The organism is Jeotgalibaca sp. MA1X17-3, assembly GCF_021513155.1.
In the GTDB taxonomy this organism is placed as follows: domain Bacteria; phylum Bacillota; class Bacilli; order Lactobacillales; family Aerococcaceae; genus Jeotgalibaca.
Window position 1 is genome coordinate 589,366 of the sequence record NZ_CP090983.1, and the last position, 22,535, is coordinate 611,900.

At 35.3% G+C, this 22,535-nt stretch carries 21 protein-coding genes and 1 pseudogene; 13 read left to right on the top strand and 9 right to left on the bottom strand.

Annotation, left to right across the window (positions count from 1 at the left end; translation table 11 throughout):
• Positions 1-11 precede the first annotated feature (11 nt).
• Positions 12-695 carry a C39 family peptidase gene (locus LZ578_RS02970; protein WP_235145858.1) on the top strand — a complete coding sequence of 228 codons (684 nt, stop codon included), beginning with the start codon at positions 12-14 and terminating at the stop codon, positions 693-695.
• 26 nt (positions 696-721) lie between these two features.
• Complete coding sequence (locus tag LZ578_RS02975) at positions 722-1,726, top strand: asparaginase (RefSeq protein ID WP_235145859.1); 1,005 nt, start codon at positions 722-724, stop codon at positions 1,724-1,726.
• 72 nt (positions 1,727-1,798) lie between these two features.
• On the opposite strand, the gene LZ578_RS02980 is transcribed toward LZ578_RS02975, so the two are convergent.
• A complete protein-coding gene (locus LZ578_RS02980) occupies positions 1,799-2,443 on the bottom strand; it encodes a phosphoribosyltransferase (RefSeq protein WP_235145860.1) in 645 nt (214 codons plus the stop codon).
• 306 nt (positions 2,444-2,749) lie between these two features.
• On the opposite strand from LZ578_RS02980, the gene LZ578_RS02985 reads away from it, so the two are divergent.
• The 5 genes from LZ578_RS02985 (at position 2,750) to LZ578_RS03000 (ending at position 8,641) form a co-directional block, all read left to right on the top strand.
• Positions 2,750-5,179, top strand: coding sequence for an AAA family ATPase (locus LZ578_RS02985; protein ID WP_235145861.1), 2,430 nt, complete (start codon positions 2,750-2,752; stop codon positions 5,177-5,179).
• A gap of 128 nt (positions 5,180-5,307) precedes the next feature.
• Complete coding sequence (locus tag LZ578_RS02990) at positions 5,308-7,065, top strand: DNA topoisomerase III (RefSeq protein WP_311198590.1); 1,758 nt, start codon at positions 5,308-5,310, stop codon at positions 7,063-7,065.
• Positions 7,062-7,406, top strand: coding sequence for a hypothetical protein (locus LZ578_RS12580; protein ID WP_311198591.1), 345 nt, complete (start codon positions 7,062-7,064; stop codon positions 7,404-7,406). Before LZ578_RS02990 ends, LZ578_RS12580 begins: the two co-directional genes overlap by 4 nt.
• A 131-nt stretch (positions 7,407-7,537) precedes the next feature.
• Positions 7,538-7,885 (top strand): DUF1622 domain-containing protein, encoded by a 348-nt coding sequence (locus LZ578_RS02995; RefSeq protein WP_235145862.1) that lies wholly within the window; start codon positions 7,538-7,540, stop codon positions 7,883-7,885.
• A 36-nt stretch (positions 7,886-7,921) separates the two neighbouring features.
• Positions 7,922-8,641, top strand: a complete 720-nt coding sequence (locus LZ578_RS03000) for a pseudouridine synthase (protein WP_235146386.1) — start codon at positions 7,922-7,924, stop codon at positions 8,639-8,641.
• Between the two features lie 74 nt (positions 8,642-8,715).
• On the opposite strand, the gene LZ578_RS03005 is transcribed toward LZ578_RS03000, so the two are convergent.
• Complete coding sequence (locus tag LZ578_RS03005) at positions 8,716-9,981, bottom strand: AI-2E family transporter (protein WP_235145863.1); 1,266 nt, start codon at positions 9,979-9,981, stop codon at positions 8,716-8,718.
• 149 nt (positions 9,982-10,130) lie between these two features.
• Here LZ578_RS03005 and LZ578_RS03010 point away from each other — a divergent pair, with 149 nt between their 5' ends.
• Positions 10,131-10,736 carry a cob(I)yrinic acid a,c-diamide adenosyltransferase gene (locus tag LZ578_RS03010; RefSeq protein WP_235145864.1) on the top strand — a complete coding sequence of 202 codons (606 nt, stop codon included), beginning with the start codon at positions 10,131-10,133 and terminating at the stop codon, positions 10,734-10,736.
• Between the two features lie 87 nt (positions 10,737-10,823).
• Here the strand turns inward: LZ578_RS03010 and LZ578_RS03015 are convergent, their stop codons facing one another.
• The 5 genes from LZ578_RS03015 to LZ578_RS03035 all read right to left on the bottom strand — a co-directional run bounded on the left by LZ578_RS03015 (position 10,824) and on the right by LZ578_RS03035 (position 15,805).
• The gene (locus LZ578_RS03015; protein WP_235145865.1) at positions 10,824-12,371 is read right to left on the bottom strand and encodes an NAD(P)H-hydrate dehydratase; all 1,548 of its coding nucleotides are present in this window, start codon (positions 12,369-12,371) and stop codon (positions 10,824-10,826) included.
• Positions 12,372-12,553: 182 nt separating this feature from the next.
• Positions 12,554-13,684, bottom strand: coding sequence for a sodium ion-translocating decarboxylase subunit beta (locus LZ578_RS03020; RefSeq protein ID WP_235145866.1), 1,131 nt, complete (start codon positions 13,682-13,684; stop codon positions 12,554-12,556).
• A gap of 14 nt (positions 13,685-13,698) precedes the next feature.
• A complete protein-coding gene (locus LZ578_RS03025) occupies positions 13,699-14,055 on the bottom strand; it encodes a biotin/lipoyl-containing protein (protein ID WP_235145867.1) in 357 nt (118 codons plus the stop codon).
• A 38-nt stretch (positions 14,056-14,093) separates the two neighbouring features.
• Positions 14,094-14,384 (bottom strand): OadG family protein, encoded by a 291-nt coding sequence (locus tag LZ578_RS03030; protein ID WP_235145868.1) that lies wholly within the window; start codon positions 14,382-14,384, stop codon positions 14,094-14,096.
• Between the two features lie 17 nt (positions 14,385-14,401).
• A complete protein-coding gene (locus LZ578_RS03035; protein WP_235145869.1) occupies positions 14,402-15,805 on the bottom strand; it encodes an oxaloacetate decarboxylase subunit alpha in 1,404 nt (467 codons plus the stop codon).
• 750 nt (positions 15,806-16,555) lie between these two features.
• Here LZ578_RS03035 and LZ578_RS03040 point away from each other — a divergent pair.
• The 3 genes and pseudogenes from LZ578_RS03040 to LZ578_RS03050 all read left to right on the top strand — a co-directional run bounded on the left by LZ578_RS03040 (position 16,556) and on the right by LZ578_RS03050 (position 19,424).
• A pseudogene (locus LZ578_RS03040) lies at positions 16,556-17,880 on the top strand (uracil-xanthine permease family protein).
• A gap of 142 nt (positions 17,881-18,022) precedes the next feature.
• Entirely contained in the window at positions 18,023-18,616 is a 594-nt protein-coding gene (locus tag LZ578_RS03045; protein ID WP_235145870.1) for a 5' nucleotidase, NT5C type, read from the top strand.
• 103 nt (positions 18,617-18,719) lie between these two features.
• Positions 18,720-19,424, top strand: coding sequence for a zinc metallopeptidase (locus LZ578_RS03050; RefSeq protein WP_235145871.1), 705 nt, complete (start codon positions 18,720-18,722; stop codon positions 19,422-19,424).
• Positions 19,425-19,485: 61 nt separating this feature from the next.
• Here LZ578_RS03050 and LZ578_RS03055 read toward each other — a convergent pair whose 3' ends face one another.
• Together LZ578_RS03055 and LZ578_RS03060 are read right to left on the bottom strand one after the other, a co-directional pair.
• Positions 19,486-19,965, bottom strand: a complete 480-nt coding sequence (locus LZ578_RS03055) for a DNA starvation/stationary phase protection protein (RefSeq protein ID WP_235145872.1) — start codon at positions 19,963-19,965, stop codon at positions 19,486-19,488.
• 57 nt (positions 19,966-20,022) lie between these two features.
• Positions 20,023-20,181: a hypothetical protein gene (locus LZ578_RS03060; RefSeq protein WP_235145873.1), complete on the bottom strand. Its 159-nt coding sequence runs from the start codon at positions 20,179-20,181 to the stop codon at positions 20,023-20,025.
• 272 nt (positions 20,182-20,453) lie between these two features.
• Here LZ578_RS03060 and LZ578_RS03065 point away from each other — a divergent pair, with 272 nt between their 5' ends.
• Positions 20,454-21,062, top strand: a complete 609-nt coding sequence (locus LZ578_RS03065) for a TetR/AcrR family transcriptional regulator (protein ID WP_235145874.1) — start codon at positions 20,454-20,456, stop codon at positions 21,060-21,062.
• 119 nt (positions 21,063-21,181) lie between these two features.
• Complete coding sequence (locus LZ578_RS03070) at positions 21,182-22,408, top strand: YcjF family protein (RefSeq protein ID WP_235145875.1); 1,227 nt, start codon at positions 21,182-21,184, stop codon at positions 22,406-22,408.
• Positions 22,409-22,535 lie beyond the last annotated feature (127 nt).

Below are 22,535 nucleotides of genomic sequence, written 5' to 3' on the forward strand. Positions count from 1 at the left end.
CCGCTAAAAGAATGAAAAAAATATTTAGAATTTTATTGCTTTCTCTTGCAGTAGGAATATGTTTCCTCGCTATAGAGATGTATTTAAAAAAACCAAATGTGCATGCAGAATTGGTGAGCCAAATTTCTGAAAGCATACAAATAGAAGAATATAATAATGTAGAAAATCTAAAACAAAACGGGAAATTAGATTTGGTTCGTACTAGTGCGGTTCCTCTATTTGTTCAGACAGATGATGAATGGAAAGACTTACCGTACGGGACAGATGGTACTAAAGATATGGGAGAGAACGGTTGTGCTCTTGCAGTATTAGCGATGGTCGGAAATTACCATGGGTATGGTTCTACACCAAAGACCTTATTAGAGTGGGCCCAAGAGGATTATTATGTAGATGGGGCAGGTACAAGTTGGGATATTTTTGCAGATTATGCGGCTCTTCATGATTTTAATTTTTTGAATCTTGGGAACAATATGCAAGGGGCAATTGAACAATTAGAGCAAGGACATCTAGTAGTGGTGTCTGTGAAGAAGAGTCAATTTACTGAAGTAGGACATATTATGTTACTAACGGGATATGAGAATGGTCAATTTAGTTTGAATGACCCTAATGATGATGATACAAAACTGCATAACTACAAGTGGATGGAAGCTTCTACAATAGAAGAAGCTAGTGTAAATTATTGGTCGTACTACTGAAATTATCAAGTACAAAGGAGGCAAATATGGAAAAAAAGAAAATTTTATTACTTGGAACAGGAGGCACGATTGCTTCCCAAGTTACAGAAGAAGGATTGGATCCCAACCTGACAACAGAAGAATTATTGCGATATGTTCCAGGAATTGCCGAGTTCTCTGAAGTAAAATCCATTCAAGTTGCCAATATCGATAGTACAAATATTTCACCTGCCATTTGGATGACTCTCGCGAAAGTGATTAAAGAAAATTATGACCAATATGATGGTTTTGTAATCACTCATGGAACGGACACGATGGCCTATACAGCAGCAGCTTTATCCTACCTCATTCAATCTTCACCAAAACCAATTATTATAACTGGTTCACAAAAACCAATCAATATGGATATTACAGATTCAAAAACCAATCTATATGACAGTTTTCTATATGCATCCTCAGAGAAGGCTGCTGGGGTACAGATTATATTTAATGGAAAAGTAATTTTAGGTACACGATCACGTAAAACACACACAAAAAGGTATGAAGCTTTTGCTAGTATCAACTATCCGTTCTTAGCAACTATTCAAGATGGCCGAATACTTTCCTATATTCCTGGGGAAAAGAATCAAGAGCCGGTTTTTTATGAAAAATTGAATGCTAGTGTAGGGTTATTTAAGCTCATACCTGGTGCGAATTCAGAAGTGTTATCGTTTCTTTTTGAAAAAAATACTGCAGTTATTATTGAAAGTTATGGAGTGGGAGGAATCCCATCCCTTCCTGAGTTGGGCTTTTATAAAGTGATTGAAGAGTGGACAAAAAAAGGGAAAACGGTAGTAATGACTACGCAAGTTCCCAACGAAGGCAGTGACATGGAAGTGTACCGAGTAGGTCAGGCATTAAAAAATAGAGTAAAGGTATTAGAAGCTTTTGACATGATTACTGAAGCAGTCGTTTGTAAATTGATGTGGATTCTCGGTCAAACAAAAAATCCTGAAGAAATAACGAAGCTTTTTTATACTCCCATCAGCAATGATATTTTGTATAGGAAATAATAAATAGGAACAACGAGTATCATCCTGAAGTAGGAAAGAGGCTGGGACAAAAAAATGTCCCAGCCTCTTCTTTTAAATAGTATGTTGTTTTACTGTAGCCATTAAGTCCGTTACTTCTGAATCGCTCACTTGTGAAAAATCGGAGTAATAAGAACCAACGGAACCCTGATATTCACGCGTACGCTCAATTGCAACTACTTCGTCAACAGACTCCTCTAGCTCTTGAGCCATAGACTCTGGTATTACTGGTATAGCTACAATAATTTTAGCAGGATGATGTTTTTGAACGTCATCGATCGCAGCCTTCATCGTATAGCCAGTTGCAATGCCGTCATCAATGATAATGGCGGTTTTACCTTCTCCAGCAACAAGAGAATCTAGTTTCCCACTGTATTTCAAGCGACGTCTCTTGATTTCGTTCCGAAGACTGGCTTCCGTATTTTCTAACCAATCATCTTCTACATGTTTAATCTCACTAGCATCGTAAAAAGCCCTTCCATTTTCTGACAGGGCACCAATCGCGTATTCAGGGTTAAGAGGATGGCCAATTTTCCTAGTAATAATTAAACCTAATGGTGCATCTAATTTCTTAGCAACTTCTACTCCTAAAGGTACACCGCCTCGTGGTAATGTATAAATAATGACATCTTCATCTTTAAAAGGAAGTAATTTTTCTGCTAATAGTGAACCAGCTTCCTTGCGGTTTGTAAAGAGCATGTTTATCATCCTTTCCTTTAAAAAAAGTATTTTGTATACTTTTATGATAACATTTTTATAGTAAAATATCGAATGGATGTGCAAGATGTTCCAAAAAACAAGTTTCTACTAAAGGAAGCTAGAAACTTATCAAAAAACAGATAAATAGAACAGTTTACAGGTACTGATTTATATTAAAGAATTATAATAAAAGCACATGATTACTGCACTTCTTCTAAACTATGATAAAATAGATAAAGATGAAAGAAAACAGAGAACTATAAAAGTTAAACAGGAAAAAGAATAAGAAAGGAGGAAAAATACGAAATGGAAAAAAATCCGGAAGAAACACTTAGAGTAGAGGAAGAGTATTTCGATCCTCAAACGAGCATTGAAGACCGATTGCGTGGAATGGAATATAATATCAAAAATAATATGGCTCTTAGTACCGTACCCATTTTACGAGAAGCAATTAAAAATCATCCCGATCACCCATTTGTCAATTACTTATTAGGATTGAGCTATTATAAAAATCATGATTATATAAAAGCAATGGCTTATGCTCAAAAAGCGGTGGATCAAAATCCTGAGGAGGATTCCTTTCTAACCTTGTTGGCCCAATTATTTGCTCAACAAGATTTCTTACAAGAGGCTAAAAATTATGCTGAAAAAGCATATTCTATAAATCCTGAGAATTGGGAAGCAGCGCAAATGTTAGCGAAAATGGCTTTTCAACGCAACCAATTAGAAGAATCCTTAAAATATGTTCAAGCAGTACTAAAGAAAAAGCCGTCTTCTTATATGATGCATCGGTTAACGACTAAAATTTATTTACAACAGGAACGAGAGTTGGCCTCCATACTGGCCTCCATCGCTACTTCTGAAAAATATGGATATGATGATGAAATCGAATATGATCGCGTTTATGCTTATTTTATTCATGGAGAATTTGCTGAATGTCGAAAAATCTATGAGGATTTAAAACGAACCCGGCCGTTATCACATAGTACACAGAAAGTGGCTACCTTAATTGACAGTCTTCAACCTAAAAAAGGTAGCAAAAAAATAAGTCAGCCTCATCCATTTGGACAAGAGTTTGGCTCTTCGTTCAAAAAAACAAAACGGACACTAGACCATTCATTAGAAGAATTGAATCAACTGATTGGTTTGGATGAAGTGAAAAGTAATATTAATCGAATTGTGAAATTGGTTGAATATGATAAGCGCCGAGCGTATATGCTTTCTATTGAAAAAACAGAGCAGCCCAACTATCATTTTGCTTTCTCTGGCAATCCAGGAACAGGAAAAACAACGGTTGCACGAATTCTAGGGGATATATTTCATTCATTAGGAATTTTAGAAACCGGTCAATTAGTAGAAGTAGATCGTTCGGATCTAGTGGGTAGTTATATGGGACAAACTGCTCAAAAAACAAGAGAAATTATTGATTCTGCTATGGGGGGAGTTCTTTTTATTGATGAGGCATACTCCTTATCTCCACGTAGTCATGACCAAAGTGATTATGGAGCAGAAGCGATTGAAGTATTAATCAAAGCAATGGAAGATTATCGCGGTGATTTTATTGTCATTTTAGCAGGATATGATACAGGCATGAAGGAACTCTTAAAATCAAACCCAGGACTATCTAGCCGGATTAATATGCAAATTGTATTTGATGATTTCTCTGATTCCGAACTCTTACAGATAGCAAGAGATCAAGCTGAAACGAATCACTATGTACTTACAAAAGAAGCAGAAAAAGCATTTCTTTTAAAAATTAATCAAGAAAAAGTAGTACCTCAGTTTGCAAATGCACGAGCCGTCCGAAATGTTATGGAATCAGCGATGCGCGAACGCGCCTATCGCTTAAGTGGAGAATCATTGACAGCAGAAGACTTAGTAATTTTAGAACCGTTAGATTTTGGAATAGACCCTAATCAGCTATTTGGTGAAGATTTGCAAGATTATATGGTGCAATTGCAACACTTGGTAGGCTTAGAAGATGTCAAAGAACAGGTGAAATCCATCATCAATTATGTACGAGCTGAAAAGCGAAGGGAAGAATTAGGGCATCAAGTAAATGAATTGGCCTTACACATGGTATTTACTGGAAATCCAGGAACAGGGAAAACAACGATTGCTCGACTACTTAGTAAAATTTTGAAATCGATTGGAGTCTTGAAACGAGGGCATATGATTGAAGTAACTCGCGATGATTTGGTGGGACAATATATTGGTCAAACAGGACCGAAGACATTGGAAAAAATCAAAGAAGCCTATGGAGGAGTATTGTTTATTGATGAAGCGTACTCTCTTTATTCCGGTTCGGAAAGTGATTTTGGCTATGAAGCAATCAGCACCTTGATTAAAGAAATGGAAGACAATCGGGATAAACTAGTAGTCATTATGGCAGGTTATCCAGGAGAAATGGAACAAATGCTCAGTATGAATTCTGGAATTCGCAGTCGAGTTGCATATACAATTGATTTTCCAGATTATAACAGTGAGGAATTAGTCGAAATATTTACGATGAGTGCGAGTCCACAAGGATTTGAAATAAGTGAGGAAGCATTGAATACTCTAAAGAAAGTGTTTGAGGAAGAATATCAGACACGTGATAGTCATTTTGGAAATGCTCGCATGGCACGAAGTCTTTTTGAAAAAACAAAACTACAGCAAAGTAATCGCTTAGCATTGGATGAAGAAGCTGATTTGTTTGAAATTTTACCCGAGGATATTGAAAAAAGTATTCTTTAAAATAAGGAAGGAGTGGAAATGATTCCGCTCTTTTTTTGTTAGGATTAGGGTGCTTTGTTTAAAAAATAAATCAAGTAAAAAGTATGGTATAGTGGAAAAAAGAAGTAAAAAAGGAGTTCAATATACAAATGGGAAAAAGCGTAGTAATAGCGGAAAAACCTTCCGTAGCACGTGATATCGCACGTGTCTTAAATTGTTCAAAAAAAGGACAAGGATTTTTAGAAGGAGATCGTTATATTGTGACATGGGCGTTAGGACACTTAGTTACTTTAGCAGAACCAGAACAATACGATAAAAAATATAAAACCTGGAATTTAAATGATTTACCAATGTTACCGCAAGATTTGAAATTAATGGTGATCAAACAAAGTAGCAGACAATACAATGCTGTGAAAGCATGTTTACTTCGCAAAGATGTAAATGAAATTATTATTGCAACGGATGCAGGACGCGAAGGTGAATTAGTAGCGCGTTGGATTATCGAAAAAGCTAAGGTTCATAAACCAATGAAACGTTTATGGATTTCTTCGGTAACTGACAAAGCCATTAAAGATGGATTCGAAAATTTAAAACCAGCTAAAAATTATGAAAACCTCTACCAGTCAGCAGTTGCTCGTTCAGAAGCAGATTGGTATATCGGATTAAATGCGACTCGTGCTCTAACGACAAAATTTAATGCACAATTAAATTGTGGCCGAGTACAAACTCCTGTTGTTGCTATCATAGCCCAACGAGAAAACGAAATAAAAAACTTCACGCCTCAGACCTATTATGGAGCGCAAGCGAAAACGATAGATGGACTAAAATTACTTTGGCAAGATCAAAAAAATAATCATACACGAGTTTTTGAAAAAGAAAAAATGGAGAAAATAGTTAATAAAATTGGAAAACAACCAGCAATTGTTACATCGATTGATCGTAAGAAAAAGAAGTCCTATTCAAGTGGGCTTTATGATTTAACCGAATTACAACGAGATGCCAATAAACGATATGGCTATTCTGCCAAGGAAACACTCAATCTCATGCAAAGTCTTTACGAACAACATAAATTATTAACCTACCCACGGACAGATTCCCGTTTTATTTCAACGGATGTTGTATCGACCTTATCGGATCGTTTGAAAGCTATTGCGATTCCAACTTATCGTCCACTCGTTAACAAAGTTTTAAAAGCTCCTATTAAGGCAAATACTTCTTTCGTAGATGACAAAAAAGTTTCTGATCACCATGCAATCATCCCCACAGAGCAAGTAGTGCAAATTCAGAAACTGTCTGATCGAGAAAGAAAAATTTATGACTTAGTAGTAAAACGCTTCATAGCAGTACTTTTCCCACCAGAAATATGGGAGCAAGTCACCTTACAAGCCGAATTAGGTGGAGAAACTTTTACTGCTACAGGCCGCACCGTGCTTCAAATGGGATGGAAAGAAGTTTATAACAATCAATACGACGATGATTCATCCAATGAAAATAAAGATCAAACTCTTCCTCAATTGGAAAAAAATGACAAATTAGAAATTAGCTATGTAGTAGAAACAACGGGTCAAACCAAACCACCTGCTCCTTTTACCGAAGCAACCTTATTAACTGCCATGGAAAATCCAGGTAAGTACTTGGAAAGTCAAGACAAAGAAATAGCCCAAACCTTGAAAGCAACAGGGGGATTAGGAACAGTCGCAACAAGAGCGGATATTATGGAAAAATTATTCGGTAGTTTTATGTTAGAAAAACGAGGGAATAGTATCCATACAACTGGAAAAGGCAGACAGCTTCTAGAATTAGTTCCAACTGATTTAAAATCACCTGAATTGACTGGTGAATGGGAATTGAAGCTAGAAGAAATTGCTAAAGGGAAACTAAAAAAGAAGCTTTTATTAGTGAAATGAAGCAATATACAAAAACAATCATTTCTGAAATTAAGCGAAGTGATGCGAAGTTTAAGCATGATAACGTTACAGCTAAACCTTGTCCAGATTGCGGTAAAATGCTTTTAGAAGTAAATGGTAAAAAAGGGAAGATGCTCGTTTGTCCTGATCGAGAATGTGGCTACAGAAAAAACTTGTCTCGAGTTACCAATGCTCGTTGTCCAGAATGTCGTAAAAAAATGGAATTGGTAGGTGAAGGAGATGGCCAGAGATTTGTTTGCAAATGTGGCTATCGTGAGAAGCTATCTACGTTCCAAGAAAAACGAAAAAATGGTGGAAAAAAGCAGATAAGCGATCAGTGAATAGTTATCTGAAAAAACAAGAAAAAGAGGAACCTGTTAATAATGCTATGTTCGAAGCGTTAAAAGGCTTGAAATTGGATGATGAATAAAGAGCAATAGAATAAAGCATATTTCTAGGAAGAAGGTATAAAATGAGTCTTCACAATATCTTAATCGAAGTAATTCCTGTTTTAGCAGCTATTGTAGAAAGTATTGGAATTATTGTAATCATCTACGGTGTATTACGTTCCGCTTTCTTATTTATCAAATCAGGTGGGAACTTGATGGCAAGCAATCCTAAAATGGAATTAGCGAGAGCACTCGCTTATAGTTTGGAATTTAAATTAGCAGCTGAGATACTCAAATCTGTTATTGTCCAAACACTAGATGAGTTCCTTGTTTTGGGAGGAGTCGTTATTATTCGAATTATCCTTACCTTTGTCATCCATTGGGAAATTGAAAATAATGAAAAAAGTGAACAAGTGAAAAAAATGAAGTAGATCCTAGAACTAATATACAACGGAAGTGAAAGAATGATGCGCATTGATAAATTATTAGAGAAAGAAGGATTTGGTTCGCGTAAAACGGTCAAAAGACTTTTCCAAAAGAAGCTTGTAAAAGTAGATGGACAAGTCGTTGTTGAGGGCAGTTCCAATGTTGATTCTAGCACTCATCATATTACAGTGATGGACCAGATAGTGAACGGTGCAGACCATGTTTACTACCTAATGAATAAACCGAAAGGAACCGTGACCGCACGTACTGACGCAAAAAAGAAGACCGTTATGGACCTCATTCAAAACCAGGACCAAACACCTAACTTGTATCCCGTGGGTCGATTAGATAGAGATACAGAAGGATTGTTATTGATAACAGATAATGGTCCCCTAGGATATCAATTGCTTCTTCCAGACAAACAAGTTTCAAAAACATATGAAGCCATTATCAATGAACAAGTTACTCAAGCAGATGTAGAACATTTTAAAAAAGGAATTGTATTTATTGGTGGAGTTGTTTGTAAACCTGCTCAATTAATTATCTTATCTGCTTCTGAAACAGAGAGTCAAGTCCAGTTAACCATTCAAGAAGGAAAGTTTCATCAAGTCAAAAAAATGTTTTTAGCGGTAGGAAAAAAAGTAATCTATCTAAAACGAATAACGATGGGACCCCTTCATTTAGAAGAAACGTTAGCGCCAGGAGAATACCGTGAATTGAATCGAGAAGAATTAGAAAGACTAAAAGAATATTTTCGATAAAAATTGAAAAAATACACTCCCTTCTTTGAAAGAGAAGGGAGCGTATTTCTATCTATTTATTCAGAGTATTTTCCTTAATCTTCCTCTTCTTCAGCTGAAGAAGAGAAATCTCTCTTAACCGTCCCAGTTTCATCATAAACAACTGTATCTCCAGCTAAATCACGATCAATTTCATAAGGACCAGCTACTTCAGAAAAATAACGGTTGTAACGTTTTTTAAATTGTTCCAGCATATATTCTAGAAACACCTTAATAATCGCGAATAAAGGTACTCCTAAAATCATTCCAATAATTCCTAAAAGGTTTCCCATCACTAATAAGATAATAATAATGGTTAGTGGATGCATCTTTAAGTTTTTACCCATAATATTTGGTTCAATAATATTTCCTTGGATAAACTGTCCAACACCCCAAACGAGAGCCATTTTAAATAGCATTGCTGGTGAAGTGAAAGCAGCGACAATTAAAGCAGGAATGATACCAATCGTTGCACCGATAAAAGGGATGATTGCTGTTACGGTAGCGATGGTTGCTAGTACGAAAGCATAATCTAACCCAATCAACAGATAACCAAAGAATAATAAAACACCTAAGCTAAGAGCTACTAATATTTCTCCTTGGATATAAGAACGAACGACATTGGAAACACGTGTGGAAACAGTTTGAATATCATCACGGAAAATAGGTGGGATCATTTTCATCATAAAAGGTCTAAATTTCCCTTTATCTGCCAACATAAAGAAAAGAATAACTGGGAAAGTAATAATAACAGATACGACAGTCGAAATAGTAGAAAAGACATCGACAATTTCTTGAGAAGAACTCCCAATCCAATCCATTACTTTTGTAGGAATACTTCCAACGGTGCTATCTAAACTATTCATAGCATTTTGATAATAGCTTTCAAACATACTTCCAGAAACAAATCCTTCTAAACGTTGTTTTAACGTGTCAATATAATCAGGGAAGTCGGATACAAATTCTCCGATTTGTTCGGATAAGATCGGAATTAAGAGAACTAGTCCATATCCCAATAGAACTAGGAAAACAATAAAGACAATAGCTGTACCGAATTTTCTTTTAAGACCTCGTCTCTCCATCCAGGAAACGAGTGGATTTAATAAGTGATAGAAGACTACCGCAAGGATTAAAGGAGCAACAATAGTAGTAAAAACAACTTGTAAAGGTTGAAAAACAAAGGAGACTTGATTAAAAATCATAATCAGAAGTGCTATTAAAATTAGCACACCTAAAGTAAAAACTAGTTTTTTTCCACCCCAAAAGTTAATGAAATGCATATCTTCATTAACTTTTGTATTTTTTTTATTATTTTCTTGCATAAGAGCACCTCTTTTACATCTACTTTCTTTTATTTTAGCATACAACACTCTAAATTATCTTGTCTCAAGGTGTAGGGGTGGACCATTAAATAAAAAGTGAAGTACAATGGGGGGGTAACGAGTTTTTTGAAAGAGAAAGGGGAAAAATAATGAAACCACCTATTTATACAAGGACAGGGGATAAAGGTAAGACTAGAATTGGCGGAGGAACAGCAGTTGGGAAAAGTGATCATCGTGTAGAAGCTTTTGGTGAATTGGATCATGTGAATTCTTGGTGTGGCTTAGTAGAAGCTACCTTAGCTAAAGATGCGTATGCAGAAGATATTCGTAAAGACTTACGAATCACTCAACAATTCCTTTTTGATTGTACATCAGACCTTTCCGTCCCTCATGGTTATCGGGAGTACAAAATTACTGCCGATCATCTAACATGGTTAGAAGAAAAAATTGATACATATAGCAAAGAAACCTCAGAAATCCAATTTTTTATTATACCTGGAGGAACAGAATCTTCTAGCTGGCTACATGTTTTAAGAACAACAACACGTAATGCAGAGAGAAAAGTAGTTGCATTCATGCAAGCAGAGCCAGAAGAAGTAAATCCTTTCGTATTAAAATTTGTAAATCGATTATCTGATTATTTCTTTGAAGTGGCTCGTGTGATCAATCAACGAAATCAAGTAGAAGATGTAGCTTACGAGCGAAGTGAAAAAGTATTCCACCTTTCTAAAGAAGAACGCGAAAAAAAGGAATAAATCAAATAAATTAGTTAATAAAATAAGAAGACTTCCAACTAGGGCATCTAGTGGAAGTCTTCTTTTTAGAGTTTTTAAGTATCTTTTCTACTTTAAAATGCTGTCCAAAGCTTCGATAATATCACTAGCCATCATAGTATACTCAGATGTTTGCTTTGCAGCGTAATCTCCAGCCAGCCCATGAATGTAGACAGCCAGTTTTGTGGCTTGGAAAGGTTCTGTTCCTTGTGCTAATAAGCCAGCAATGATTCCAGTTAGAACATCTCCAGATCCAGCGGTTGCCATCCCGCTATTTCCCGAATTATTGATATATCGTTCTTGATCATACCCAACTAACGTACGAGCATCTTTAATAGCGTAGATTAATTGAGAATCAGTTGTACATAAATCTACAACTTCAAGTAATTGATCCTCGATATAAGAAACACTTTTATCCATTAACCGAGCCAACTCTTTTAAATGAGGGGTAATGATTGATTGAGGTGGCAAAGTATGAGAAAACTCATTCAATCTTACATAAGGATGATCGCGCATCAAAGGAAAGGAATTATAAAAATCTGCAATAAGGTTGATGGCATCTGCATCAAATACAGTAGGTTTTTCTAAATAGAGTGTTGTAATATCAAGTAATTGTTTAGAAGATTCGGTAACACCGATTCCTGGTCCAATTACTACAGCGTCAGCTCGTTGTATTGCTTTTTTAATTTTTTCTTTTTCTGCTTTATCTTCTAATTGATCAGGGTTATAAGTAGTAAGGATTGCTTCTGGAAGTTGCGTTTGCAAGATGATACGATTGACATCTGTAGAAAGGATTTCAACTAGACCAGCACCCGTACGATAGGCAGCTTTAGCAGATAGATAAGCTGCTCCACTCATGTTTTCTGAACCAGCAATAATGAGCACCCGTCCAAATGATCCTTTATGTGAATGTTGCTTACGTGTTGGAATATGACTTAAATCATACTCATCATAGGAAACATAATTAGAATCAATCGATTCTAAAGCAGAAGGTGGAAAGCCAATATCTACTATTTTTAATTCACCCACGTAATGATTTCCAGGATGAAGAACTTGACCAATTTTTGCAAAACCAAAAGTAATCGTAACGTCTGCTTTTACAGCAGTACCCAGAACTTTTGCATGATCTGCAGAAATCCCTGAAGGAATATCTAATGCATATATATAACTTTCATGTTCATTCATTTGTTGGATCACTTGGGCAAATGTTCCTTCTATATCTCGATTTAAGCCAATTCCGAATAATGCATCTACTAAAATTGTATAATTGCTAAAATTTATTTCATCAATAGAATTCCAAATAACAATATCTAAATTCTCTACAATCGTTAATTGCTGTCTTGATTCTGTAGTTAATTGGTCTCTTTTTCCCGCAAAAAAGACATCAACTTGATAGCCGCTGTTTGAAAGAATTCGAGCTGCTGCTAAACCATCGCCGCCATTGTTTCCAGAACCGCATACAATCAATATGATATCTTTTGGGGTAATTTTCTTCTCCATAATCCGAACCACTTCATTAGCTGCATTTTCCATTAATACCATTGAAGGGATTCCAATTTTTTCAATGGAGTAAGAATCAATGGCTTTCATCTGTGTTCGAGTTACTAATTTTTTCATCGACTTTTACCTCCATTACCTTTTGTCCGAGTTGTATTTATGTATAATTCATTATACCATTTTGTTGCTCATAATCAGAATAAAAAGATTATAGTAGGAAACACAAAGAAAGCAGAAAGAATATTTCCTTTCTGCTTTCTTTTTGTGTAGACAACCATAGAGTAGAAATGTAAGAGATTTTTTCAACCAAAGAAGGAGAGAAGTACTCCTGCTGCTACTGCAGAACCAATTACACCAGCAACGTTTGGTCCCATAGCGTGCATTAATAGATAATTAGAAGGGTTATATTTAACTCCTTCTTTTTGTACAACTCGAGCTGCCATTGGAACAGCAGAGACTCCGGCAGCACCAATTAGTGGATTAATTTTCCCACCGGTTAATTTATACATGAGCTTGCCCATCAATACTCCTGAAATAGTTCCAATTATAAAAGCAAATAGTCCTAGAGCAATAATCTTCAATGTTGTAGCAGAGAGGAAAAGATCCCCAGTTGCTTTTGCACCAACGGTTAATCCTAATAATATCGTAACGATGTACATAAAAGAATTTTGTAAGGTTTCGGTTAATTTAGGAACTCGTTCGCTTTCCCTGATTAAATTTCCTAACATTAACATACCAATCAATGCAGTTGCAGAGGGAACTAATAAACTTACAAAAATCGTTGTAATAATGGGAAATAGAATCCGTTCAATTTTATGAACGGGACGTAGTTGTTTCATCATGGTTTTTCTTTCTTCTTCTGTGGTTAGAAATTTCATAATAGGTGGTTGGATAATAGGAACAAGAGCCATATAGGAATAGGCCGCTAATGCAATGACTGGTAGTAAGTGCTCAGCCAGTAGTGCAGCTAGAAAAATAGCAGTAGGACCATCGGCACCACCGATGATGGCAATGGCTGCTGATTCCTGTGGGGTCATATTTAAAGACAATGCCACAAAAAAAGCTGCAAAAATACCGAACTGGGCAGCGCCACCAAGTAGTAATGTTTTTGGATTTGCAATCAATGGACCAAAGTCAGTAGAAGCACCGAGGCAAAGGAAAATAAGAGGGGGATAAATTCCTAAATTAGTTCCTTGAAAGAGATAATAGAGTAAACCTCCTGGCTGTCCGTCTATTGGAGCAGTCATAAGTCCGCCTAAAGGGAGATTAACAAGTAAAATTCCAAAAGAAATGGGAATTAGAAGATAAGGTTCATATCCTTTTTTGATAGCTAAGTATAGAAAAAGGAGTGAAATAATAATCATAATAATTTCTTTGTAGGATATGGATGCAATTCCAGAATGATTCCATAAGTCTAATAATATTTGCAACATAAGAAAGCTCCTCTCTAGAACACGATTAATACTTGTTCTGAATCAACACTCTCATTTGGTTTCACTAATATTTTCTTTACCGTTCCATCTTTAGGGGCAACAATTTCATTTTCCATCTTCATAGCTTCAAGTATTAGTAAAGGAGTTCCCGCCTGTACGTTTTGATTGGGATTGACTAGTATTTTCAGAATGGTTCCTGATATGGGAGCGATTATTTGGTCTTCCGCTCTTTCATTTGTATTTGTAGAAATGGGATGATTAACAGGTGGTTGAGAAGATGAATCTTCCATTTTCATGGATGCATCATCAGGGAGCTCTCGTACCTTCACATGATATAGTTGTCCATCCACTTCTATTTCATATTTTTTCATGGTTATTTACTCCTTTTCACAAATAAACTTTTGATGATCTATTTGATTTGTTTTATTTCTATGACTTCATATTTTTTTGCTGGTTTTTCTTCGTGAGCATAAATTAAAGCCATTAGAATAGCTACCATTTCTCTATTTTTATCTACTTCGATTTCAGATTCTCCTAAAATATCTGGAGATGTAGGAATTGGAGGGGCAATCGTTATTCTCTTGGTTATTTTATGAACGATTTCCATCAATCCCCAAATGGAAGCAAGAATGATAAAAACAGTAAACATTGCTACAAAAGTCACAATCAATCCATCACTAAGAAGAAATGTATCATTCATTCTGTATCCACCTCACTTTATTTATGATAACGAGCCTGAATTCGAATAGGTTCCTCTTCTGTCAGAGATTCTTTTTTTCCATATTTTTTTTGAAGATATGCTTTTCCTACTTGTGGAAATAGAGCATATGTTAAAACATCTTCATCCGTTTTAGCTAAATCCCCTAGTTCTAGTTTTAGTTGTTCAAACTCTGGTTTCAGATGATTAGCTGGGCGATCAGTCATTACTTCATCATTTCCAATAATAGAAATTCGGAAGTCATCTGCAACAGGGACCGGGCTTTTTCCATATTTTCCATGAAGATAATCTTTTACTTCAGTAGGAACCATTTGATATCTTTTTCCACTCAGAACGTTAAAGACCGCTTGAGTTCCAATCATCTGGCTCATCGGAGTTACTAAAGGCGGAAAACCTAAATCTTTCCAAACACGTGGGACTTCTTGCAAAACGTCATCATACTTGTCAATTGCATTTGCTTGTTTTAGTTGAGAGTTTAAGTTGGAAAGCATTCCACCAGGAACTTGATAAATTAGTGCCTTAGGTTCGGAAAAAAGCATTTTAGGATCTAGTACTCCAGAATCTAAATATTTATTTCTAATTATTTTGAAATAATCAGCAATCTCTTCTAAAATTTCAACATGTAAGCCAGTATCGTATCCCAACTCTTCCAATGCAAGGGTAAGAGATTCCGTTGTGGGCTGACTGGTGCCTTCTGCAAAAGGAGAAATGGCACAGTCAATAATATTAGCACCACCTTCTACGGCTGCTAGATACGTCATTTGTCCGATTCCACTGGTTGAATGAGTGTGGATATTTAAAGGTAAATCGCTAACTTCTTTAATAGCACGAACTAAATCTCTAGCTACCTTGGGAGTAAGGATACCCGCCATATCTTTTAAGCAGATCGAATCTGCCCCCATTTCTGTTAATTCTTTCGTTAATGTACGATAATAGTCAACGGTATGAACGTCACTAATGGTGTAACAAATAGTAAGCTGTGCGTGTGCTCCATATTTTTTTACAGCATCCAAAGATGCTTGAATATTACGAGGATCGTTTAGGGCATCAAAGATACGGAAAATATCGATTCCATTTTCTACTGCTTTCTCAACGAATTTATCGACAATATCATCTGCATAATGACGATATCCAATTAAGTTTTGTCCGCGCAATAACATCTGTAATTTTGTGTCTGGGGCTTTTTTTCGAATTTCACGTAGTCGTTCCCAAGGATCTTCCTTTAAAAAACGAATAGCAGCATCATATGTAGCCCCTCCCCAACATTCAAGAGCATAATAGCCAGCTTGATTCATTTTCTCGATAATAGGTAACATATCAGCAGTGCTCATACGGGTGGCCATCAAACTCTGATGAGCATCGCGCAATACGGTTTCTGTGATTCTAATCACTTTTTCAGTCATAAAATATCACATCCTTTTAAAGTATGTAGAGTATGGAGGGGAGAATGGGTGAGAGAGAAGATGCTTTTAAAGCGCTTACATATTATTTTAAAAAAATAAATCCAATCATGAAAAATATAGATTTGTTCTGACATCATTTAAATAGTTTGTACGAGTATCCAAGCCTCCTTTTCATAAAGTTTCATATACTCCTATTGTAGAAAAGATAAGTGGAAAAAGCAATAACCATGAGGATTTAAAACTAAATAACTATAAAAAAAGAACGGCATTTCGCCATTCTTTTATCCATCCTTTAAATAGATGGAAATTTGATTAATAAAAATAAAAGTTGCAGCTTTTATTTTCGAAATAGGTCGGAAAAGATTTATTAGTAGGTTCATCTATAATAATAGACTAAAAATATGAAGAAAATCTGACATTTATGTAATATTTTAAAGAAATTTTGATTAAAAATTATCTTTTTTTTCACATAATATTTTTTTAATCAATTATTTTTGAAAAACACTACTCTTAAAATAGCATACAAAATAAGAAAGCGCTATCTTTTTTATGAGTAAAAGAGAATGTTGTAGAAAGAGAATATTCTATTGTTTTTATAAAAAACCTCTGCTATACTCTAAGAGCAAAGTCCTTTAAGCTGATCCAGTGAGATCAAGAAGGGTAACAAATCGAATATTTGATACCTATAGGTCCTTTTGCGAATTTATTCTGGAGGGTTTTTTTTGTGCCCAAAAATAGGAGGAGTTAGGTATGGCAATTAATCAAAGACCATTATTATTAGATGTGGATGAGAAACCACCCGTCTTAAAAGGAATGCTGTTGAGTGTTCAACATGTATTCGCAATGTTTGGAGCAACCATTTTGGTCCCACTCATTTTAGGTATGCCGGTTTCTGTCGCTTTATTCGCAAGCGGGATTGGAACATTAATTTATCAACTTGCAACAAAGGCAAAAGTTCCCGTTTATTTGGGTTCTTCCTTTGCTTATATTACCGCAATGGCAGTTGCTATTGATCAAATGGGTGGAGACATTAGTGCCGCACAAACGGGTGTTGTTTTAGTTGGACTTGTTTATATCGTTATTGCAGCAATTGTAAAAATGGTAGGAACCAAATGGATTGATAAATTGTTGCCACCAATCGTGATTGGTCCAATGATTATTGTTATTGGTTTAGGGTTAGCAGGTTCCGCAGTAACAAACTCAGGTTTTGTAGCTGGTGGAGATGTTCGAAATATGATTGTAGCCGCCATTACATTTCTAATCACTGCTTTTGTAAATACAAAAGGAAAAGGCTTTTTCAAAATCATTCCCTTTCTATGTGGAATCGTTGGTGGATATATCGTTGCTTGGATGGTTGGACTGGTTGATATTTCTCCAGTTATGGCTGCAAGCTGGTTGGAAATGCCTCAATTTAGATTACCTTTTCAGACAGCGTGGTTTGACTCTTATGAATTTTACTTAGGACCAGAAGCATTAGCGATTGTTCCAGTAGCGTTAGTAACGATCTCAGAACATATTGGAGACCATACTGTTTTAGGGAAAATATGTAACCGTGAATTTTTAAAAGAGCCTGGACTAAAACGAACTCTTCTTGGAGATGGAGTAGCAACCGCAGTTTCTGCTTTTATTGGGGGACCTGCAAACACAACATACGGAGAAAATACCGGTGTAATCGGAATGACCCGCATTGCATCTGTTTCTGTGATTCGTAACGCGGCTTTCTTTGCTCTAGGGTTAAGTTTCTTTGGTAAGTTTACTGCTTTAATTTCTACCATTCCCAATGCAGTATTAGGAGGAATGTCCATTCTCTTGTATGGAGTGATCGCAAGTAATGGTTTGAAAGTTTTAATTGAAGATCAAGTAGATTTTGGGCAAGTACGGAATTTAATTATTGCTAGTTCTATGTTAGTACTTGGGCTAGGGGAGCAGAACTTGATTTAGTTTTCATTTCTTTGTCAGGGACCGCACTTAGTGCATTAACAGGAATCTTGTTGAATCAAATTTTACCAAAAGAAGAGCCATATGAAGTAGAAGAAGTGGACCAAGAAGTAGTTAATGAAGAAAAAACTAAATAATACTAAAATTTAAATTTAATGATCTTAAAAGTAGTGTTGTCCTTTCATTGGACACACTACTTTTTGTATTTTAGAAAAAAATAAAAAACATATGTTAAAATAGATGAATAGAAAAGTAGTAAACTAGTAGAGGAGAATGGTTTTGGGAAAAAAGATTAGCATTGCCATAGATATGGATGATGTATTGGCAGATACAACCGGGAAACTAATAACCGTTTATAATCATTTATTTAATGAAAATTATATTTCGGAAGACTTTGTAGGAGTAGATACAGACGCTCTGTTTCCTAAAGAAGCACTGCATGAATTGCATAAAGAATTTAACAAGCCAGGATTCACTAGAGATCTTACAGTAAAGTCACATGCACCAAAAGTTGTAGAAGAGCTGAATGAACGATATGACGTATATATTGCTACAGCTGCGATGGAAGTACCTGGAACATTTAAAGATAAATATGACTGGTTAAAAGAACACTTTCCTTTTCTGAATGAGAATTATTTTATTTTTTGTGGAAATAAAAAAGTGGTTCAAGCAGATTATTTAATTGATGATAACTTTCAACAATTAAAACAATTTCAAGGAACCGGTATTCTTTATACGGCGACAGTAAATAAAGGGAAAGATATTCCTTTTATTAGAATGGATAATTGGTTGGATGTTCATCACCATTTTGTCGATTCCTATCAAGACAGAATGATTGAGGCAGAAGAGCGACGATTTAAAACGTTCCATTAAGTAAAAATAAAAAAACTTGTATTTTTTTACGAGTGATTCTTCATAGTTTTTTCACAATCAAGTGGTATAATACTTCTCGAAAGAGAAAGGAGAATGAAGATAAATGCCATTCCTTTATCCATTTTTTGACAGCACATACATATTAATTATTATTGGGTTAGTAATCTCACTGGCTGCTCAAGCATTTGTGAAAAGCACTTTTTCTAAATATAGTGAAGTTCGTAGTAGAAAAGGGTATACAGCTACAGATGCAGCTCACTACATTCTGGATCAATCAGGAATTACGGATGTTCGTGTAGAACGGATTGCTGGGAATTTAACCGATCATTATGATTCAAGAGACAAAGTATTACGTTTATCAGACGCGACGGCTAATTCTACGTCTGTTGCAGCAATCGGTGTAGCAGCTCACGAGGTGGGGCATGCCATTCAAGATCAAAAAGGATATATTCCTTTACGATTGCGTGCATCACTGGTTCCTGTTGCTAATTTTGGGCAAACCGTTTCATTGCCGATGATTTTAATAGGATCTTTTTTAGCAGGAAGTCAAACGCTTATTAATTTAGGTATTTTAATGTTCTCATTTGCTTTTGTGTTTCAAGTGGTAACGTTACCTGTTGAATTTAACGCTTCTGCCCGTGCACTCCATATTCTTGGTAGTGGTGGGGTTTTGACAAGAGAAGAAGTTCCGCAAGCTAGAAAAGTGTTGCAAGCTGCTGCTTTAACTTATGTAGCTGCAGCAATCATGAGTTTCTTGCAATTAATGAGATTGGTCATACTTTTTGGCGGTGGCAGAAGATCGAATTAAATAGATAACAAAATGCCCTTCATCAGAAATGATGAAGGGCATTTTTAAGGAGATTATTTTATTAAGGCATCGTTTCTTCTGTTCTTACTATTTTACCCAAAAACGCTTCAAACATCCAGATATGTTTATCTACTTTATGTTTCTTGGCAATTAACATATCTTGAGTAGTGTCATCTCCAGCTTCACCAGTAATAGCAATGACTTTCATCAAATCGTCTGTAATTGTTCGTAAATCTTCAACAGTCCCATCGACCATATCCATGTCAGAAACGTCTTTATTTTGAGGGTGCTCTTCCAATGTAGAATGTTCTAGACATTGAGCCATCGTACTATACGGACGCCCTCCAATAGATAGAAGTCGTTCTGAAAATTCATCATAGGTTTCAGCAGCTTCCTCATATAATTCTTCAAATTGTTTATGCAAGGTAAAGAAGTGGCTTCCTTTTACGTAAAAATGGCGATGATACATTTTAAACATGAATACCGCTTCAGTCGCAATTAAACCATTTAACGTCTCGTGAACATTTTCGTAACTAGTCATTTTATCATTCTCCTTTATATTTTTTATTGTTTTTATTTATATAGTAAAGACTATAAATCAAGCAGATAGAGGGTAACTTCTACAGATTTTTAAGGAACGAGGGCAACATACCACAATTTTTACGTTATCTTCCAGTAGACATTGATCAAAGCAGTTATTACAAGCAGCAATCCACTCAACTAGTCTTTGTTCTAAAAGCTTAGTAGCATCATCCATTCAATAACCCCTTTTTCCTCAGTTTTGTATACCCTTACATACAAAGTGTAGGACTTTTATAGAAAGAAATCAAATCATATCTATGTGATGTTGTGATGTTTCGAACAATTCTTATGGGAAATAATTTTCTTTCTAAAATGCGATTTATTGTGAATGAGCAACTATCTATATTATAATAGAGGTAAGATATCGTTTTTTCATGTAAAAAGAGAGATATTTTTATGTACTAATATAAATACGAACTTAAAATAGTGCAAAATAAGGAGGTCAAAATGAAAACCAGGGGAAAACAAACAGACAGGCGAGTAATTCGGACAAAAAGAGAGATTCTCAGTGCACTTACAAAACTAATAGAACAAAAATCAATCGATGAAATTACAGTTCGAGAAATTACTGATTTAGCAGGGATCAATCGAGGAACCTTTTATCTCCATTATGTGGATAAATATGATTTGATGGAGAAAAGTGTTAACAATCTAATTATTGAATTAAGAGATATGGGAATTCATATTATAAATTCAAAAGAAGCAACTGGAGATTCGGAAGAAAGAAAAGAAAAAACGATTTCTTCCCTTACCTCAATTTTCGAATATGTACAAGAAAATAGTCGCTTTATTCGTAGTCTTTTAAGTGACAATAGCAGCTATTCGTTTCATCATAAATTCAATGAAATTTTAAAAGATTCCTTTATAAAAGAAATCCAAATGACAGATCCAAAAATTCCGTCTTTATACTTAGCGACTGCAATTTCTTATGCTTATCAAGGATTGATTAATACTTGGCTTATGCAGGATATGGAGGAATCACCTCGTAAAATGGGAGAGTATGGGTATGAAATTTTACAATATTTTATGGTAAATGCTACTAATAATCGAGTTTAAAATAAAAAAGGATTGAATAACATCAATATTTTTAAAGGTGTTATTCATTTTTTATTTTAAATAACAAGTTCTTATGATAAAAGGAATACTTCAGAAGAATGAAGGAGTGAGGGGAAAGTATGATGAAAGGAAATGTTGACTTTACTTTAGTGGAAGAAATGTTGAATAAGACAAAAGAAGAAATTGAAAAAATGTCACCTGTAAATGTTATGTTAGTTGGGAAAACAGGAGTAGGAAAAAGTACATTAGTTAATAATGTGTTTCGTGAGCGACTTGCTTCAACTGGAATTGGGAAACCGATTACGAAACATCTTCGCAAAATCGAAAAAGAAGGAATTCCAATTGTACTATACGATACACGTGGTTTAGAATTAAGTACAGAAGTACAATCTACTGTACGAAAAGAAATTTTTGAAGCCATTCATATCAATCATAAAAAAGGACCGGAAAAAGCGATTCATGTGATCTATTATTGTATTAATGCGAACTCTTCTAGAATTGAAGAATCAGAAATTGATTTTATTAATGAGCTTTCTGAGTTATTACCCGTCATTATTGTTCTTACACAATCAATGGGAAAACCTGCGGAGACCTTTAGAAAGTATATTGAAGAATTAAATCTTAAAGTTATGGCAGTCGTAACAGTTATGGCTGAACCTTATTTGATTTCGTCAGATGTTACTATTCCTAGAAAAGGATTAAAACAACTCATTGAGTTAACCTTTGAAGTGATCCCGGAAGAAGCAAAGTTAGCTTTTAATAATGCCCAGCAAGTGGATATCCAAAGAAAGGCTCGTGCAGCCAGGAGTTGGGCAACTCGATATATAGCGACTACATTTGGTGTTGGCTTTACACCTATACCATTTTCGGATGCGACTATCCTTGTACCGATGCAAATAGCGATGATGTCACATATTACTGCTATTTTTGGTATCTCCATGGACAAGACGAGTATTGCTAGTATCTTATCTGCTATCGGTGGTACTAGTGGAGCAACGTATGTAGGAAGATATCTAGTGTCTAATTTAATTAAATTTATTCCAGGAGCGGGTACGATAGCTGGAGGAATAATCAGTGGAGCAACAGCGTCTGTTTTAACTACCGCTTTAGCAATGAGCTATATCGAAGTACTTTCTTTTATTGCAAAGGGAGAAGTAGAAGGAACATATCCAGACTTAAAAAATATTGGAGATTTGATGAGAGAGCGACTGCAAGTCTATTTAAAACAAAGTGAAGAGACTTCTATTACAGATTCCACAGTCGATGAAGAACGAACAGAGGATGTAGAGAAAAAAGAAAAGCCAACATTTTTTCAAAAAATCCGTAATACATTTACAAAAAAATAAAGATGATATAGATCAGACAGGTTCTTCTTGCTTAAAAGCAGAGAGCCTTTTTTATTTGTGATTAAAAATTGTAAACGCTTGACATTTAGTAAATTTGTTCGTATTATAAAAGAGTAGTTTCCAAATG

Coding starts and splice junctions, on each gene's coding strand:
- LZ578_RS02970 (WP_235145858.1), top strand. CDS start 12: ATGAAAAAAATATTTAGAATTTTATTGCTTTCTCTTGCAGTAGGAATA.
- LZ578_RS02975 (WP_235145859.1), top strand. CDS start 722: ATGGAAAAAAAGAAAATTTTATTACTTGGAACAGGAGGCACGATTGCT.
- LZ578_RS02980 (WP_235145860.1), bottom strand. CDS start 2,443: ATGCTCTTTACAAACCGCAAGGAAGCTGGTTCACTATTAGCAGAAAAA.
- LZ578_RS02985 (WP_235145861.1), top strand. CDS start 2,750: ATGGAAAAAAATCCGGAAGAAACACTTAGAGTAGAGGAAGAGTATTTC.
- LZ578_RS02990 (WP_311198590.1), top strand. CDS start 5,308: ATGGGAAAAAGCGTAGTAATAGCGGAAAAACCTTCCGTAGCACGTGAT.
- LZ578_RS12580 (WP_311198591.1), top strand. CDS start 7,062: ATGAAGCAATATACAAAAACAATCATTTCTGAAATTAAGCGAAGTGAT.
- LZ578_RS02995 (WP_235145862.1), top strand. CDS start 7,538: ATGAGTCTTCACAATATCTTAATCGAAGTAATTCCTGTTTTAGCAGCT.
- LZ578_RS03000 (WP_235146386.1), top strand. CDS start 7,922: ATGCGCATTGATAAATTATTAGAGAAAGAAGGATTTGGTTCGCGTAAA.
- LZ578_RS03005 (WP_235145863.1), bottom strand. CDS start 9,981: ATGCAAGAAAATAATAAAAAAAATACAAAAGTTAATGAAGATATGCAT.
- LZ578_RS03010 (WP_235145864.1), top strand. CDS start 10,131: ATGAAACCACCTATTTATACAAGGACAGGGGATAAAGGTAAGACTAGA.
- LZ578_RS03015 (WP_235145865.1), bottom strand. CDS start 12,371: ATGAAAAAATTAGTAACTCGAACACAGATGAAAGCCATTGATTCTTAC.
- LZ578_RS03020 (WP_235145866.1), bottom strand. CDS start 13,684: ATGTTGCAAATATTATTAGACTTATGGAATCATTCTGGAATTGCATCC.
- LZ578_RS03025 (WP_235145867.1), bottom strand. CDS start 14,055: ATGAAAAAATATGAAATAGAAGTGGATGGACAACTATATCATGTGAAG.
- LZ578_RS03030 (WP_235145868.1), bottom strand. CDS start 14,384: ATGAATGATACATTTCTTCTTAGTGATGGATTGATTGTGACTTTTGTA.
- LZ578_RS03035 (WP_235145869.1), bottom strand. CDS start 15,805: ATGACTGAAAAAGTGATTAGAATCACAGAAACCGTATTGCGCGATGCT.
- LZ578_RS03050 (WP_235145871.1), top strand. CDS start 18,720: ATGCCATTCCTTTATCCATTTTTTGACAGCACATACATATTAATTATT.
- LZ578_RS03055 (WP_235145872.1), bottom strand. CDS start 19,965: ATGACTAGTTACGAAAATGTTCACGAGACGTTAAATGGTTTAATTGCG.
- LZ578_RS03060 (WP_235145873.1), bottom strand. CDS start 20,181: ATGGATGATGCTACTAAGCTTTTAGAACAAAGACTAGTTGAGTGGATT.
- LZ578_RS03065 (WP_235145874.1), top strand. CDS start 20,454: ATGAAAACCAGGGGAAAACAAACAGACAGGCGAGTAATTCGGACAAAA.
- LZ578_RS03070 (WP_235145875.1), top strand. CDS start 21,182: ATGATGAAAGGAAATGTTGACTTTACTTTAGTGGAAGAAATGTTGAAT.